Here is a 15,074-nt window from a genome sequence, read left to right on the forward strand (position 1 = left end):
GTTACATTCCGAACCCGGAAGCTAAGCCTCACAGCGCCGATGGTACTGCAGGGGGGACCCTGTGGGAGAGTAGGACGCCGCCGAACTATTTTTGATAAAAAGCCTCATTCCCCGAGTGAAAACTCGGGGAATGAGGCTTTTTTGCGTTCAGGCACTTTCGGATTCACGCCGGCTCCACCAGCTTCGCGTCGTACGCCACAATCACCGCCTGCACCCGGTCCCTGGCCCCCGTCTTCGCCAGAATGCGGCTCACATGCGTCTTCACCGTCGATTCGGCGAGATGCAGGCGTGCGGCGATCTCCGAATTCGTCCAGCCCTGGGCGATGACCGTGAGGATCTCGCGCTCCCGGTCCGTGAGGGCGGCGATCCGGGGGTCGGGGTCCTGGAGCGCGTGTGTGGCCGGCAAGTGCTGTACGTATGCGTCGAGGAGACGGCGCGTCAGGCTCGGGGCGACCACCGCGTCGCCTGTCGCCACCGCGCGGATCCCGGAGAGGAGCTCCTCCGGCAGCGCGTCCTTGACGAGGAATCCGGACGCTCCCGCCCGCAGGCCGTCGTACGCGTACTCGTCGAGGTCGAAGGTGGTGAGGATCAGGACCCGGGTGCGGTCGCCGGACGCGACGATGCGGCGTGTGGCCTCGATGCCGTCGAGGCCCGGCATGCGGATGTCCATCAGGACTACGTCCGGGTGGAGGCGCGCCGCGAGGCGGACCGCCTCGGCGCCGTCGCCCACCTCACCGGCGACCGTCAGGTCGTCCTGGCTCTCCAGCAGCATGCGGAAACCGAAGCGCTGCATGGGCTGGTCGTCGACGATGAGCACGCTGGTCACGGAGAGGGTTCCTTCGGGAGGTGGAGATGGACGCGCCAGCCGCCCGGGGGCGTGGGCAGCGGGCCTGCCTCAAGTGTGCCGTCGTAGAGGGAAGTTCGCTCGCGCATGCCGGTCAGGCCGCGGCCCGCGCCCGGCTCCGGCGGCGGGCCTCCGCGGCCCGTGTCCGTGACGCTGACGCGTACCCCGTCGTCCCCGTATGTGACGTCGACGGCCGCGGCGGCTCCCGGACCGGCGTGCTTGAGCGTGTTGGTGAGCGCCTCCTGAACGACCCGGTACACCGTCAGTTCCTTTCCGGGGGCGAGGGAGTCGGGGTGGCCGCGCAGCGCGATGCGTACGGGTAGGCCCGCCGCGCGGACCCCGTCGACGAGCCGGTCCAGGTCCGTGAGCGCCGGCTGGGGTGCCAACTCGGCTGTGGGCGCGGCCTCTTCGCGGAGTACGTCGAGGAGGCGGCGCAGTTCCGCGAGGGCCTGGCGGCTCGTCGTCGCGATGGCCTCCAGCGCCTGTCCTGCGCGTTCGGGGTTCTTGGCCGCCGCGTAGGAGCCGCCGTCGGCGAGGCCCGTGATGACAGAGAGGTTGTGGCCGATGATGTCGTGCATCTCGCGGGCGATGCGGGTGCGTTCCGCCGCCGCGGCGAGCTGGGACTGCTGGTCGCGCTCGACTTCGAGTCGGCGGGCGCGCTCGACGAGGGACGACGTGTACTCCTGGCGGCTGCGGACCGCGATGCCGAGCAGCGCCACCAGGGTGATCGCCCACACCTGCGGGACGATCTGCTGGTCCCAACTGCCCTTCGGATAGCGGACGACGCCCACGACGACCGGCACCAGCGTCAGCGCGCAGGCGGCTGCAAGGAGCTTCAGCGGGCGGCGCAGCGCGACGTTGAACACGACGATGAGCTGGACCAGGGCCGCCTGGAGCAGAGCACCCGTCCAGCTGTTGACGACCCCGGCCGTCACCATCAGCGCGAGTGCCGACATCGGGCGCGTGCGGCGCCACAGCAGGGGCACCGTCAGCGTGAGGCTCAGGCACAGGACCAGCGGGCCCGATACGTCGGTGTTGTGGGCGATGTTGCGCCAGCCGCCGCCCGTGTAGTCGACGAGGGCGGCGATCACGAAGAAGCCCGTCAGGACCAGGTCCCAGCCGAGCGGGCGGCGCCGGTCGAAGGCGCGCACCCGCTCGGTGACCCGCTGGACGTAAGCGGTGAGGGGGAAGGGGGCTCGCTCGGGCCCCTGGGTCCTGTCGTCCGTCACCGGTTCATCCTCGTACGGGAAAGGGTTGCGCGGGGGTCATACGTCGCGGCGCCTGAGGAGCAGGGCCGCGGCTGTGAGGACCGCGGCGGCCCACAGGGTCAGGGAGAGGAGGCCCGTCGCGGGGGAGACGGCGCCGGCGAGGTGGGTGGCGGAGCCGAGGGATTCGGCGGACTGGGTCGGGAAGTGGTTCACGGCACTGTCCACGGCGTCGTACGGGAGCATGCCGAGGATCTCGGGGAGGATCAGGACAGCGCCGACGAAGGCGCCGATGGCGGCCGGGACCGAGCGGAGCACGGCGCCGAGGCCGAGGGCGATCAGGCTCATCAAGGTGACCCCGGCGGCGTTGCCCGCGAGGGCGCCGAGGACACCCGGGTCGGTGAGCGAGGTCGCCTTGTCGCCGCCGGAGAGCCAGATCTGCGCGACGAGGAACGTGATCACGTTCGTCAGGAAGCCCAGGGTGAACGCGACGGCCGCGGACACGCCGGCCTTGGACCACAGGACGGGCACCCGGCGCGGGACCGCCGTCAGTGAGGCGCGGATCATGCCCGTCGAGTACTCGCTCGCCGTGACCAGGATGCCGAGGACGGCGATGCAGAGCTGCGAGAGCTGGGTGCCGAGGAGGACGAAGACGACCGTGTCGATCTCGGAGTCGTCGCCGTCGTACGTCGAGCCCATGGTGATGCCGACGGCGAGCACGAGGGCGCTCGCGACGGCGAGGGTGATCCATGTGGAGCGCAGGGTCCAGAACTTGTGCCACTCGGAGCGCAGCACGCGGGGCGTGGTGACGCGGTAGGGGACTGCGGTGGTCATGCTGCTGCTCCCGTCATGGCGGTGGCTTGGTACTCGACCGAGTCGTGGGTGAGGTCCATGAACGCCTGCTCCAGCGAGGCGGTCTGCGGGGTGAGTTCGAAGAGCGGGATGCCGTGCGTCGCGGCCGTGCGGCCGATGTGCGGGGCGTCGGTGCCGCGGACGTGCAGGGTGTCGGGGGACTCGCCGGCGACCTCGACGCCGGTCGCGCCGGACAGGAGCTCGCGCAGGCGTACGGCTTCGGGCGTGACGACCTTGACGTAGGCCGCGCCTGATTCGCGTACGAGGTCGGAGACGGTGGTGTCGGCGAGGAGGCGGCCACGGCCGATGATGACGAGGTGGTCCGCGGTCAGGGCCATCTCGCTCATCAGGTGCGAGGACACGAGGACCGTACGGCCTTCCGCGGCAAGGGACTTGAGGAGGTTGCGGACCCACAGGACACCCTCCGGGTCGAGGCCGTTGACCGGCTCGTCCAGGATGACGGTGGCCGGATCGGCGATGAGCGCGGCCGCGATGCCGAGGCGCTGGCCCATGCCGAGGGAGAAGCCCTTCACGCGCTTTCCCGCGACGTCGGTGAGGCCGGTGAGAGCCAGGACGTGGTCGACGCGGGAGCGCGGCACTCCGTGCGTGTGGGCGAGCGCCATGAGGTGGTGGAACGCGGTGCGGCCCGGGTGGATCGAGCGGGCCTCCAGGAGGGCGCCGACCTCATGGAGGGGTGCGGCATGGGCGGCGTAGGCGCGGCCGCCGACGGTCGCGTGGCCCGCGGTGGGGGCGTCGAGGCCGAGGAGCATGCGCATGGTCGTGGACTTGCCGGCGCCGTTCGGGCCGAGGAAGCCGGTGACGGTGCCCGGGTCGACCGTGAAGGTGAGGTCCTGGACGACGGTCTTGTCGCCGTAGCGTTTGGTGAGTCCGTGTGCCCTGATCGTCATGCTCCGAAGGTAGGGAGAGGGGCGGGGGCGGGGCGTCCGACCGCGGTCCGGAGCTGCCGAAATGCTGTAGTACCCCGGTACGACGGTCCCGTAGGGTCCGCCCCATGGAGCCTGCCGAGAAGTACGTCGTGCGTCGCGTCCGGTCGGAGGAGTGGGAGGCGGTGCGGGAGATCCGGCTCGCCGCCCTGCGCGATCCGGCGGCGCCGATCGCCTTCCTGGAGACGTACGAGACCGCGCTCGCGAGGCCCGAGGAGTTCTGGCGCGAGCGGGCCGGACGGTTCGAACTCGACGGTTCCGGACATCAGTTCGTCGCCGAGGGGACGGACGGCCGGTGGTGGGGGTCCGTGACCGTGCGGGTGGAGGAGGCCGGGGCGCCGCTCGCGTTCGGCGACACGAGCGAGGTGCGGCAGGCGCATCTCGTCGGCGTGTACGTGCGGCCCGAGCACCGGGGGAGCGGCGTGACCGAGGCGCTGTTCCTGGCGGCCGTGGAGTGGGCGCGCTCGCTGGAGGGACTGGAGCGGGTGCGGCTGTACGTGCACCAGGACAACGCACGGGCGCAGGCGTTCTACCGGCGGTTCGGCTTCGGCCGCAGCGGGGCGAGCGTGGCGGTGCCGGGCGACCCGTCGAAGGTCGAGTACGAGATGGTGCTGGAGCACCGGTAACAGGCGTTAGGCGACCGGGAGGTCGGCGTCCGGCCAGCGGGCCCGGCCCTGCTCCCGGGACCGGAGGAGGGCCAGGGTCGGCAGACCCCGGTCCGCTCCGGTGGACAGCAGCTCCGGAAGCTGGGGAAGCGGAGCCACCGCGGCGACGTCGTCGAGGACGAGCGTCATTGGTGGGTCGAGCCGACCGGCAGATGACCGTTCGGCCATGCGCCGGCCGTGCTCGACCACGCTTGAGGCGAGGGCCGTGAGGAGGGGCATCGCGCCCGGGTCCGCCTTGGGATCCTCGATGGCTTCACCCACCACATAAAGCGTGCCCCCTTCGTTCACGAAGGAATCCAGGGTGAGCGCATCAGTTCGGTTTGGGGTGCACGCCTCGCGGATGTGGACGGAGAACAGAGAGGACAGGGCGCGGGCTGTCAACTCCTGTGCCATGTCCCGGCGTTCGGGGTGCGAGGTGAGCGCGGCCTCCAGCTCGCCCGCGGAGCCGGCCGCCGCCTTCGGACCCGTACGCAGGATGCGTACGGCCTCCTGGACCTGGGTGCCCTGCGCCCAGCGGTGCACGTGCCGGAACGGCTTCGCGTCGACGGCGGCGGCGTGCAGAAAGCTCCGCAGCAGCGTCTCCGCCGTGTCGGCGGTGGCCGTGTCCAGTTTGGCGGTGGGCCGGATCGGGGCGAGGAGGGCGGCAGCCCGGGACGCGGCCGTGGGCTTGTCCTCGCAGCCCTGCGCCGGGTTCCAGTGGAGGCGGGCCGGGGTGTCGCACAGGTGGGTGGGGTCGTAGACGAGGACGGGGCCGAGCTTCGACCGGGCGTCCTTGGTCTCCGCCCAGACACTCGCCGACGACGTGACGACGAGGACGGGACCCTCGGCGTCCCTGATGGCCTGAATGGCCCGGGGAGCGCGGGTCTCGGCGGGCCCGAGGACGACGGGACCGCGGGGGGCGGGAACGGTCGTGGGGGCGGCCGGGGCGGCGGGACTCTCGTGACGCTCCTGCTTCTCCTGCTTCTCGTGGTTCTCATGGGGCTCCGGCCCGGCTGCCGGGACCTCGGAGACCGTGGCCCGGGGTGCGGGGGCGGCCACGGGCGCCGGCTCGGCCGAAGGAGCAGCGGCCGCCTCCGTCCGGCCCCGACGCCGTACGGCCCGCCACCGCGCCACCGTCCCCGCGACGAACACCGTGAGCACGATCAGTACAAGCACCTGACCGATGAACAGGCCCCAGAACAGCCCGTACCCGGAGAGCTGTCCGTCCGGGGTGTCCGGCCACGCGCTCGGCAGGTCGTGCGGGCGGCCGATGAGGGAGCGCATCGCCACCGGCGTGTGGCGGATCGTCACGCCGTCCGGCCAGGCGCCCTTGGAGAACAGGCCCGACAGGCCCGTCGCCGTCCACACCATGACGGTCATGCCGAGCAGGAACGCGAGCACGCCGAGGAGCAGCCCGTCGGGAACGCCGCGTTCCCGTTCCCGCGGGGCGGGGCCACCCCGGCCCCGGTCCCCGTACCTGTCGTCCTGCTCGTAGGCGTCGTGCCGCCGCATGCCGCTCTCGCTCTCGCCGAGCCCCACCGGTAACTTCCCAGGCCCCAGACCTCAGGCCTCAGGCCGCAGATCTCAGGCCTCCGGCCTCAGGCCACCGTCGACTCCGAAGAGTCCTTCAGCCGGTCGTTCAGGTGCTGTTCCACGAAGGCGGCCGCCCGCTCCTCCGCCTCCAGGTCGGCGGCGCGCATGGCGTCGTCGTCGCCGAGCGTCTCGGCGGAGGACTCCGTCATGGCGCGGTCGGTGAAGACCAGGGGCCGTTCCGTCTCGGTGATGAGGTGCTTCACGACCTGGACGTTCCCGTTCACGTCCCAGACCGCGATACCCGGCGTCAGCGAGGGGATGATCTCCACGGCCCATCGTGGCAGGCCGAGTACGAGACCGGTGGCCCGTGCCTCGTCGGCCTTCTGGGCGTAGATGGTCCTGGTCGAGGCCATCTTCAGGATCGCGGCCGCCTCCTTGGCCGCGGCCCCGTCGACCACGTCACTGAGGTGGTGGACGACCGCCACGAACGACAGACCGAGGCGCCGGCCGAACTTCAGGAGCCGCTGGAACAGCTGCGCCACGAAGGGCGAGTTGATGATGTGCCACGCCTCCTCCACCAGGAAGATGCGCTTCTTGCGGTCCGGCCGGATCCAGGTGTGCTCCAGCCACACACCCACGATCGCCATCAGAATCGGCATCGCGATGGAGTTGCGGTCGATGTGGGAGAGGTCGAAGACGATCAGCGGGGCGTCGAGGTCGATACCGACCGTCGTCGGACCGTCGAACATGCCGCGCAGGTCACCGTCCACGAGACGGTCGATGACGAGGGCGACATCAAGTCCCCACGCCCGTACGTCGTCTATGGCCACGTTCATCGCTTCCGCCGACTCGGGTTCCGGGTGGCGGAGCTGCTCGACGATGTCGGTCAGGACGGGCTGGCGCTCGACGATGGTCTCGTTGACGTAGGCGTGCGCGACCTTGAGGGCGAAGCCCGAGCGCTCGTCGAGGCCGTGCCCCATGGCGACCTCGATGATCGTCCGGAGCAGGGCGAGCTGCCCGGTCGTCGTGATCGCCGGGTCGAGCGGATTGAGCCGGATCCCCATGTCCAGAGCGGCCGTCGGGTCCAGCCGGATGGGAGTTATACCCAGCTCCTCGGCGATGAGGTTCCATTCGCCGACCCCGTCCTCACCCTGCGCGTCGAGGACGACGACCTGGCGGTCCTTGAACCTCAGCTGCCGCAGGACGTACGTCTTCTCCAGCGCGGACTTGCCGTTGCCGGACTCGCCGAGAACCAGCCAGTGCGGGGCGGGCAGCTGCTGCCCGTACAGCTGGAACGGGTCGTAGATATAGCCCTTGCCGGAGTACACCTCGCGGCCGATGATGACGCCCGAGTCACCGAGGCCGGGGGCGGCCGTCGGCAGGTAGACCGCCTGGGCCTGCCCCGTCGACGTACGGACCGGAAGCCGGGTCGTCTCCACCTTCCCGAACAGGAAGGAGGTGAAGGCGTCCGTGGCCATGGACAGCGGATCCCGCATCTCAGAGCCCTGCCTCTACCGTCGGATGCCGGTCGCGAACGGCAATGTGTTGACGAAGGCCCTGTGGTGCTCGCGGTCGCACCACTCCAGCTTCAGATAGGACTTGCCGGCGGAGGCACGGATCGTGCGCTTGTCGCGCGCGAGGCTCTCCGGCGAGCGGGAGGAGACGGTGATGTAGCCGACGAGGTTGACCCCGGCCGCGCCGCTCGCGAGGTCCTCGCCGCGCTGGTCGAGGCGGGTGTTGGCGGCGACGTCGCGCGGGTCGACCGTCCGGTTCATCTTGGCGGCGCGGCTGGCCTCGGCCTCGTCGTTCGTCTTCTCCGTGAGCATCCGCTCGATGGCGACCTCGGTGGGTTCCAGGTCCATCGTGACGGCCACGGTGCGGATGACGTCGGGGGTGTGGACGAGCAGCGGGGCCAGGAAGTTCACGCCGACCGGCGTCATCGGCCACTCCTTCACCCAGGCGGTGGCGTGGCACCAGGGCGCGCGCGTCGACGACTCGCGCGTCTTGGCCTGGAGATAGGTCGGCTCCATCGCGTCGAGTTCAGCCGGCCAGGCATTGCGCTTGGTCATGGCCTGAATGTGGTCGATCGGATGATCCGGGTCGTACATGGAGTGCACGAGCGAGGCGAGCCGCCCCTGCCCGAGCGGCTGCCGCACCCGGATGTCGGCCTCCTGGAGGCGCGAGCAGATGTCGGTCAGCTCGCGCGCCATGACAACCGCGAGCCCGGCGTCCCGGTCGACCTTGCGGCCGCTGTGAGGACGGGCCGCGCGGGCCATGGCGTGCGCCTCGGCGGCCAGCTCGCGGGTGTAGTGCATGCAGGCCACGAGATAGGCACGGTGCTGCTCGCTGCTCGTCGACACCATCGACTGGAGCTGGTTGTACGACTGCTGCAGCCAGCCCGGCGTCCGGTCGTCCCCGCGCACGGCGACGTCCTTGGCGTGCGCGTCGGGGTCGGCCGGGAGCGTACGGGCGAGCACCTGGAGCCGCGTGACGAAGCCGTCCCCATTGGCGACGTGCTTCAGGAGCGTCCCGAACCGGTCGACCAGCGCCTCCTGGTCCTCACTGTCCCGCAGCCCGACGCCGGGCCCCTCGATCTCGATCGCGGCCGTGACCGTCCGCCGGTCGGCGTGCAGCAGCACGGCGATCTCGTCCGGCCCGAACGGCGCGGCCAGCCACGTCAGCCGGCCGATCCCGGGCGGCGGCCCGATCTCCACCTCGCGCCCGTCCAGCCGCACCCCCGCGTCCATGGCCCGCGAACGGTACGTCGTACCCCTCTTGAGCTGGCGCTTGTAACTGCGGTTGATCTCGAACCACTTGTAGAAGGTGCGGTGCTTGTACGGGATGTAGACGGCCGCGAGCGCGATCAGCGGGAAGCCCAGGAGCAGCATGATGCGCAGGGACAGGGCGGGGACGAGGAGCCCGCACATCATGCCCAGGAAAGCGCCCCCGATGATGAGGGCGATCTCGCCGGTCTCGCGGTTCTTGCCGACGATGGCGTTCGGCCGGGCACGGCCGATCAGATACGTACGGCGGGGCGTGACCGGTGGGGACACATGGGACTGGGTCGTCAACGCCCTGCACCTCCTTGCCGATTGCTGTTGCCGGTGTTCCCGCCGCTACGCGTATTGCGCGCGTGCGGCGTGTTCGTGGGACTCGTACGGGGCGGAGGTGCGGCGGAGGGGACAGATCCGCCGCCACCGCCACTGCCCCCGGAGGAGGGGCGTGTGCTGTGTGCGGCCACGCCTCCCGACACGGGGTTCGCGGGGCGGGCCTGGGACTGGCCGCCACCGCTGCCGCCGCCACCGTCCGCGCGGGCGCTGTGCGTCTTGATGCCCTGCGAGACGAGTGCGGCGGGCGAACTGATGACTGCGGCCGCCTTGCTCTCGGCGCCGCGCATGATGCGGTTGTTACGGCCGTTGGCGATCTCGTCGCCGAAGCCGGGTACGAAGCGGTAGATCATGCCGCTGGCGAAGATCGCGAGCAGCACGATGGCGAGACCGGAGACGACGGCGGCCAGCGAGTCGGGTCCTTCCGACCCCGACAACGCACCCGCGAGCCCCAGTACGATCACGATCACCGGCTTCACCAGGATCACCGCGATCATGACGCCCGCCCACCGGCGGACATGCCCCCACAGGTTCTTGTCGACGAGCCCCGCGTAGACCACGACCCCGAGCAGCGCGCCCACGTACAGCAGCACGGCCCGCAGATACAGCTCCAGGTACAGCACGCCCGCGGCGAGGATCGACACGAGCGAGACGACGATCAGCATGATCGGCCCGCCCCCTATGTCGTCGCCCTTCTTCAGCGCACCGGAGAACGTCCCGAAGAACGCGTCCGTCTGATCCCCCGTCGCCTTCGCCAGCACATCCGAGACACCGTCCGTCGCGGATACGACGGTGTAGAGGATCAGCGGCGTGAACGCGGACGCGATGACCGTGAGCCAGAGGAATCCGATGGCCTCGGAGAGGGCGGTACCGAGGGGGACACCCCGGACGGCCCTCTTGGCCACGGCGAGCAGCCACAGCAGCAACGTGAGAATCGCCGACGCCGCGAACACGATGGCGTACTGCTGGAGGAACTTCGGGTTGGTGAAGTCGACGTTGGCGGTCTCCTTGATGGACTTGCTGAGCATGTCCACGGTCCAGGAAGCGGCGTCGGCACAGCCCTTGGCGAGGGAGGCGAGGGGGTCCAGGGGGTTGGTGGTGCCGGGGGGTGTGAGGGGGGAGTCGCCGCCGGATCCGGATCCGCCTCCGTGGTTCTGTTCGCAATATTTCCTGGCCGGTTGGGTAATCAGGCTGCAGGAGTCGTCCTTCTTGGGATCGGGGTCGGCGACAGCCCGAGTGGCCAAAAGGACCGCACTGGTCTGTGCCGCCGCCAGGATGGCGGTGATTTTCAGGGCGCGGCGTGGGCTACCGGGCATAGGTGAACCCTCCGTACTCCTCAATGGTCTTGCTGATGTCGTCGGAGGTGGAGGTCCGTTCGTCGCCCGGGACAGGTGTCGGGCCGCTCTTCTGCGAGTCCGCCGTGATCTTCCAGTCCCCGTTGGTCCACTGAAGATCGAACGTCCAGGTCTGCCAGGTGGAAGTGACGGGGTTTGTCGAGCCGGCTCCAGAGATGCCGAGAAGCCCCATGTACCAGACGGAGACCTTGGCGCTGTCCCCGCTGTGCTCGAGCACCTTGGAGCCAACGGGGATGGTGCGGGACACGAACGTGCTCCCTTGCGGCGGATTTCCGTCCGCGTCGAGCCCTAGGTTCTTGAGGAAGGCCGTGGAATAGGCCCCATCCATGGGGACCTTGAGCTTGGAGGCAGCTGAAGGCGTGTAGATGCCGTCGACGATGGAGTGCCGAGACGCAACCTTGAACATGCCATCGCCACCCAACAGCACCGCATAATTCGCCGCAGCGCTCTGCGCCCCCTGCTCGTCATGGGCGAACCCCGACGCGACCGCCTTCGTCCCCGTAGGGGCCGTCGCGGAAGCCCCCGGCTTCTTTCCGCCGCCGCCCCCCGAAGAGGACTCGTCCCCACCGCGGTTCGCGAAGGCGATCGCCGCGACGAGGAGGACCACCACTCCGACCACCGTGATGAGGCTGCGCGACGAAGAGCGGGCAGGTCTGCGCGCAGCGCCCCCGTACACGTCGCCCTGACTCCCGTCGGGCAGGCGCGTGCGGGTCTGACCTGTGCCGCCGTAGAGGTCGTCGTCGTTGCCGTCGCCCGGACTCATCCCGCGTACGCCCCCTCAGGCTCGTGCTGAACCGCCACGTACGACGGTAGCCGCGCTGCTTTCCGCGCGGGCGCGGTGTGGTGACTCGACATCAGGGAGTTGCAACCTCAGTGCAGATGAGACCGGAGCGGGCGGAACAGGGGCTAGATCGCCATGCCGTACACGATGGTGAAGAGCGTGCCGAGCGAACCGATGATGAAGACGCCGGTCAGGCCCGCGATGATGAGGCCCTTGCCCTGTTCGGCGCTGAACGTGTCGCGCAGGGCCGTCGCGCCGATCCGTTGCTTGGCCGCGCCCCAGATGGCGATGCCCAGGCACAGCAGGATCGCCACCGCCATCACGACCTCGACCATCACCTGTGCTTCCTTGCCCAGGTTCTGGAATGGTCCCCAGTCGGGGGCGATCCCGCCGATGATGGTGTCGATGTTGCCCTTGCCGGCTGCCAGCAGCATGTGTAACTCACCGCCCCATGTGGGTAGTTCTGTCGCCCCCGCCGCAGCGCAGAGGTCAGGCCCATTCTTGCCCAGATTGCCGTGGATGCCTGCCGACTTGGCGCCATTCCTTGGCCGAGTTCGTACGCCGGCACGTGTTTGCGTATACGAGCCGGCGTATGGTCACTCTGTGTATCACGGAGAGTCACCTGGGGCAATGAACGTCCGGTCTGCGCCGTGACCTGCTGAGTGACGATTCGTTGGCCACTTTTCCGCTGCGCGGCGCCTGCGGATTGTGGGGTGACTGGCGGATTCGGGCCGGGCTCGGCGGGGCCGCCCGCTTCTGACCTGCGGTCACCGAGCGCTCCTGGTGCCCGAATCCGCCAGTCCCGTGGCTACGGGCTCTGGTGGTCGGCGTCCTCGACGAAGTGGTCGAACTCGCCCGCCTGGACGCCGAGCACGAAGGCGTCCCACTTCCTCTGCGTAGTCGTGACGACGGTCTCGGGGGCGGAGGTCTCGCGCAGATGCACGAGGCCGTCCGGGCCGAAAGCGATCTCGATCCAGGGGCCAGGCCCGTCGGCCCCTTCGGGGGCGGCCCGCTCCCAGCGCAGGTCAGACATGAGGCTTCGCCTTGAGCGCCTGGAGGAGGGCGGCGAAGGCGCTGGGGGCGGTGCTGAGTATCGCTCTGCTGGGGTCGGCGCTCTCGGTGACGTGCACTGCGCCGGTGTCCTTGGCGACGTGCACGCAGGAGTTGCCCTGGGCGCAGTAGGACGACTTCTGCCATGTGAGCTGAGGCATCTTGGGCTCCTTCACAGGTCCTGGATGACGTCATGGATGAAGTCCTGGGACTTCGCGGGGGAGAGTGCCGTGGATTCCATGCGGTCGAGAAGCACGCGGTACTTGTCGAGCTGGGCCTCGGCATCGAGGAAGACGGGGCCGTGGGACTGGTCGAGATTCACGGTGTCGAGCTGCGGCACCGCGCCGGCGGAGAAGTAGATCGACTGCCCAGATCCGGGAAACGTTCCGGCGGCGAACGGGATCACGTGAACCGCGATGTGTTCCCGCTCTGTCATGTCGAGGAGATGCTTCAGCTGCGCGCGAGTCACGGCGGAACCGCCGAACCGCATGCGTAGCGCGGCCTCGTGAATGATCGCTTGATGCGGTGTCGGCGGGTCGCGGAAGAGTACGGCCTGCCGCTTGACCCGGAACGAGATGCGGTGCTCGACGTCGGACGGCGGCAGCTGCGGGACGTCCTGGCGGAAGATCTCGCGGGCGTAGTCCGTGGTCTGGAAGAGGCCAGGGATGTGCACGGTCACTGCGGTGCGCAGGAGTGTGGAGTGGTGCTCAACCTCGGCGAGGTCGAGCAGTATGGCGGGCAGGATGTCCCGGTACTCCTCCCACCAGCCGCGTCTGCGGTCGCCCGTCATGCCGACGATGCCTTCGATCAAGTCCTTGTCCGCGCAGTCATACTGACCGGCCATCATGCGGACCCGGTCGCTGCTCACGCCGAGGCGGCCGGTCTCCATGTTGCTGACCTGGGCCTGCTTGAGGCCGAGGAGGCGGGCGGCCTCCGTCGAGGAATGTCCCGCGCGTTCCCGCAGTCTGCGCAGCTCGGCGCCGACCCGTAGCTGACGTGCCGTCGGACTGGTCCTCACGGGCATGCCCGTCGCTCCTCTGTACCGCGAGTCACCCACACAGGTGGATGTTCAAGTTATTGAACAGATTCGGATGAAGAATATATCCATCGGCGCTAGCTTGAATGTCCCCGGAAGAACCCCGCTCGACGGAGCGGCATCGTCACTGGGCACCCAACTCCCCACGCCAACCGGAGACTTCCATGGCCACGGTAACCCCGCCCCCCTGGACCTACGCCCTCCATCTGCCCCACGACCCCCGTGCCCCCGGCATCGCTCGCGCCGCCCTGCGCGTCATCCTCGACGCGCACGGGCTCGCCGACCTCCGTGACGACGCCGAGCTGCTCGCCTCCGAACTCCTCACCAACGCCCACCTCCACACCACCGGCGCGTACGGTCTGCGTCTCGCGCCCCGTTCGCCCGGCGGGGTCCGCGTGTCCGTGTGGGACTCCAGCCCCGAGATCCCTCCCGGGTTCCACGCGGGAGGGATCTCGGCAGGCGCGGCGGAATCCGGTCGCGGGCTGCACCTCGTGCGGGCCTGCGCCGACGCCTGGGGCGCGTACTCGCTCGGTACGACCCGTCGAGGCAAGCTGCTGTGGGCCGAGTGCCGAAACGAGCCAACCGGATCGACTCCCCTCGTATCGACACACCCGCATCTAAACTGACGCGGTGGACTTCGGGGCGGCGAGGGGCGGTTGACGGTGCGTAAGGCGTGGGTCGTCGGGGGAGCGCTCGCCGCCGGGGGGACCGGGTTCGTGACGCTGCTCGTCGTCGGTACGTACATGGCCGCCGGCAGTCTCGCGAGCGGGGTCGGCAAGGGGGCCGTGGGGCTCGCCAAGGGCGCCGTGCCCAGCGCGTACCAGTCGATCGTGCAGGAGTGGGGGAACCTCTGCCCCGCGATCAATCCGGCGCTGCTCGCCGCGCAGCTGTATCAGGAGAGCGGGTTCAACCCGAACGCGAAGAGCCCGGCGAAGGCGCTCGGGATAGCGCAGTTCATCCCGGGGACGTGGGCCGCGCACGGGGTCGACGGGGACGGGGACGGGGACCGGGACATCTGGGATCCGAAGGACGCCATTCCGTCCGCGGCCTCGTACGACTGCTCGCTCGCGAAGTACGTGAAGGACGCGCCGGGCAATCAGACCGAGAACATGCTCGCCGCGTACAACGCGGGCGCGTACGCCGTCATCAAGTACGGGGGTGTGCCGCCGTACCGCGAGACGCAGAACTACGTGAAGACGATCACGAACCTGGAGAAGAGCTTCGCGCGGCCGGTCGGCCGGGTGCAGCCCTCGCAGCAGGCGGCGGGTGCCATCTACTACGCGCAGAAGAAGCTCGGGACCGAGTATCTGTGGGGCGGGAACGGGACCGCCGATCAGGGCGGCCGGTTCGACTGCTCGGGGCTGACGCTCGCCGCGTACCGGGAGGTCGGGATCGAGCTGCCGCGTGTCGCGAACGACCAGTACAACGCCGGGCCGCATCCCAAGCGGGACGAGCTGCTGCCGGGGGATCTCGTTTTCTTCTCGGACGATCTCACCGACAGCCGTGCGATCCGGCACGTCGGGATCTACGTGGGCGGCGGCTACATGATCGACGCGCCGCGTCCGGGTGCCGTGATCCGGTTCGACCCGGTCGACACACCCGACTATTTCGGGGCGACGCGGGTGACCGAAGATGGTGCGAAAGCCGTGCCGAGCGAGAGGCCGGACGGAAACCCCGAAGTGTGACGCGGCCGGAACTCTCCGTCAGAGCCCTGCCCTGAGCT

General features: G+C 69.6%; 16 protein-coding genes and 1 rRNA gene. 4 read left to right on the top strand and 13 right to left on the bottom strand.

Annotation, left to right across the window (positions count from 1 at the left end; translation table 11 throughout):
* Positions 1–86 (top strand): 5S ribosomal RNA (gene rrf, locus ACWFR4_RS17020); the annotation flags it as partial.
* A gap of 77 nt (positions 87–163) precedes the next feature.
* On the opposite strand, the gene ACWFR4_RS17025 is transcribed toward rrf, so the two are convergent.
* The 4 genes from ACWFR4_RS17025 to ACWFR4_RS17040 are packed head-to-tail and all read right to left on the bottom strand — an operon-like array spanning position 164 to position 3,809.
* Positions 164–826 (bottom strand): response regulator, encoded by a 663-nt coding sequence (locus ACWFR4_RS17025; RefSeq protein ID WP_453464442.1) that lies wholly within the window; start codon positions 824–826, stop codon positions 164–166.
* Positions 823–2,073, bottom strand: coding sequence for a sensor histidine kinase (locus ACWFR4_RS17030; RefSeq protein ID WP_453653089.1), 1,251 nt, complete (start codon positions 2,071–2,073; stop codon positions 823–825). Before ACWFR4_RS17030 ends, ACWFR4_RS17025 begins: the two co-directional genes overlap by 4 nt.
* Before the next feature lie 36 nt (positions 2,074–2,109).
* Complete coding sequence (locus tag ACWFR4_RS17035) at positions 2,110–2,883, bottom strand: ABC transporter permease (RefSeq protein ID WP_453653091.1); 774 nt, start codon at positions 2,881–2,883, stop codon at positions 2,110–2,112.
* Positions 2,880–3,809, bottom strand: coding sequence for an ABC transporter ATP-binding protein (locus tag ACWFR4_RS17040; protein WP_453653093.1), 930 nt, complete (start codon positions 3,807–3,809; stop codon positions 2,880–2,882). The genes ACWFR4_RS17035 and ACWFR4_RS17040 overlap by 4 nt, the downstream gene beginning before the upstream one ends.
* 104 nt (positions 3,810–3,913) lie before the next feature.
* Between ACWFR4_RS17040 and ACWFR4_RS17045 the strand changes: the two genes are divergently transcribed.
* Positions 3,914–4,471: a GNAT family N-acetyltransferase gene (locus tag ACWFR4_RS17045; RefSeq protein ID WP_453464430.1), complete on the top strand. Its 558-nt coding sequence runs from the start codon at positions 3,914–3,916 to the stop codon at positions 4,469–4,471.
* A gap of 6 nt (positions 4,472–4,477) precedes the next feature.
* Here the strand turns inward: ACWFR4_RS17045 and ACWFR4_RS17050 are convergent, their stop codons facing one another.
* The 9 genes from ACWFR4_RS17050 to ACWFR4_RS17090 all read right to left on the bottom strand — a co-directional run bounded on the left by ACWFR4_RS17050 (position 4,478) and on the right by ACWFR4_RS17090 (position 13,339).
* Complete coding sequence (locus ACWFR4_RS17050) at positions 4,478–6,001, bottom strand: TraM recognition domain-containing protein (RefSeq protein ID WP_453464445.1); 1,524 nt, start codon at positions 5,999–6,001, stop codon at positions 4,478–4,480.
* An 86-nt stretch (positions 6,002–6,087) separates the two neighbouring features.
* On the bottom strand, positions 6,088–7,518 hold the full coding sequence (locus tag ACWFR4_RS17055; RefSeq protein WP_453464427.1) for an ATP-binding protein: 1,431 nt from the start codon (positions 7,516–7,518) through the stop codon (positions 6,088–6,090).
* A 15-nt stretch (positions 7,519–7,533) separates the two neighbouring features.
* Entirely contained in the window at positions 7,534–9,093 is a 1,560-nt protein-coding gene (locus tag ACWFR4_RS17060; protein WP_453653095.1) for an SCO6880 family protein, read from the bottom strand.
* Complete coding sequence (locus tag ACWFR4_RS17065) at positions 9,090–10,445, bottom strand: hypothetical protein (protein WP_453653097.1); 1,356 nt, start codon at positions 10,443–10,445, stop codon at positions 9,090–9,092. The genes ACWFR4_RS17060 and ACWFR4_RS17065 overlap by 4 nt, the downstream gene beginning before the upstream one ends.
* Positions 10,435–11,247 carry a hypothetical protein gene (locus ACWFR4_RS17070; protein WP_453653099.1) on the bottom strand — a complete coding sequence of 271 codons (813 nt, stop codon included), beginning with the start codon at positions 11,245–11,247 and terminating at the stop codon, positions 10,435–10,437. The genes ACWFR4_RS17065 and ACWFR4_RS17070 overlap by 11 nt, the downstream gene beginning before the upstream one ends.
* Before the next feature lie 143 nt (positions 11,248–11,390).
* Positions 11,391–11,699, bottom strand: a complete 309-nt coding sequence (locus ACWFR4_RS17075; RefSeq protein ID WP_116512240.1) for a hypothetical protein — start codon at positions 11,697–11,699, stop codon at positions 11,391–11,393.
* Positions 11,700–12,073: 374 nt separating this feature from the next.
* Entirely contained in the window at positions 12,074–12,298 is a 225-nt protein-coding gene (locus ACWFR4_RS17080) for a DUF397 domain-containing protein (RefSeq protein WP_453653101.1), read from the bottom strand.
* Entirely contained in the window at positions 12,291–12,476 is a 186-nt protein-coding gene (locus tag ACWFR4_RS17085) for a DUF397 domain-containing protein (RefSeq protein WP_453464412.1), read from the bottom strand. The genes ACWFR4_RS17080 and ACWFR4_RS17085 overlap by 8 nt, the downstream gene beginning before the upstream one ends.
* Positions 12,477–12,487: 11 nt before the next feature.
* Positions 12,488–13,339: a helix-turn-helix domain-containing protein gene (locus tag ACWFR4_RS17090; RefSeq protein ID WP_453464410.1), complete on the bottom strand. Its 852-nt coding sequence runs from the start codon at positions 13,337–13,339 to the stop codon at positions 12,488–12,490.
* Between the two features lie 176 nt (positions 13,340–13,515).
* Between ACWFR4_RS17090 and ACWFR4_RS17095 the strand changes: the two genes are divergently transcribed.
* On the top strand, positions 13,516–13,977 hold the full coding sequence (locus ACWFR4_RS17095) for an ATP-binding protein (RefSeq protein WP_453653103.1): 462 nt from the start codon (positions 13,516–13,518) through the stop codon (positions 13,975–13,977).
* 36 nt (positions 13,978–14,013) lie between these two features.
* The gene (locus ACWFR4_RS17100; protein ID WP_453464405.1) at positions 14,014–15,036 is read left to right on the top strand and encodes a C40 family peptidase; all 1,023 of its coding nucleotides are present in this window, start codon (positions 14,014–14,016) and stop codon (positions 15,034–15,036) included.
* Positions 15,037–15,074 lie beyond the last annotated feature (38 nt).

The sequence above is a fragment of the Streptomyces sp. NPDC055140 genome, assembly GCF_053607285.1.

Coding starts and splice junctions, on each gene's coding strand:
- ACWFR4_RS17095 (WP_453653103.1), top strand. CDS start 13,516: ATGGCCACGGTAACCCCGCCCCCCTGGACCTACGCCCTCCATCTGCCC.
- ACWFR4_RS17080 (WP_453653101.1), bottom strand. CDS start 12,298: ATGTCTGACCTGCGCTGGGAGCGGGCCGCCCCCGAAGGGGCCGACGGG.
- ACWFR4_RS17070 (WP_453653099.1), bottom strand. CDS start 11,247: ATGAGTCCGGGCGACGGCAACGACGACGACCTCTACGGCGGCACAGGT.
- ACWFR4_RS17075 (WP_116512240.1), bottom strand. CDS start 11,699: ATGCTGCTGGCAGCCGGCAAGGGCAACATCGACACCATCATCGGCGGG.
- ACWFR4_RS17090 (WP_453464410.1), bottom strand. CDS start 13,339: ATGCCCGTGAGGACCAGTCCGACGGCACGTCAGCTACGGGTCGGCGCC.
- ACWFR4_RS17055 (WP_453464427.1), bottom strand. CDS start 7,518: ATGCGGGATCCGCTGTCCATGGCCACGGACGCCTTCACCTCCTTCCTG.
- ACWFR4_RS17065 (WP_453653097.1), bottom strand. CDS start 10,445: ATGCCCGGTAGCCCACGCCGCGCCCTGAAAATCACCGCCATCCTGGCG.
- ACWFR4_RS17085 (WP_453464412.1), bottom strand. CDS start 12,476: ATGCCTCAGCTCACATGGCAGAAGTCGTCCTACTGCGCCCAGGGCAAC.
- ACWFR4_RS17050 (WP_453464445.1), bottom strand. CDS start 6,001: ATGCGGCGGCACGACGCCTACGAGCAGGACGACAGGTACGGGGACCGG.
- ACWFR4_RS17045 (WP_453464430.1), top strand. CDS start 3,914: ATGGAGCCTGCCGAGAAGTACGTCGTGCGTCGCGTCCGGTCGGAGGAG.
- ACWFR4_RS17035 (WP_453653091.1), bottom strand. CDS start 2,883: ATGACCACCGCAGTCCCCTACCGCGTCACCACGCCCCGCGTGCTGCGC.
- ACWFR4_RS17040 (WP_453653093.1), bottom strand. CDS start 3,809: ATGACGATCAGGGCACACGGACTCACCAAACGCTACGGCGACAAGACC.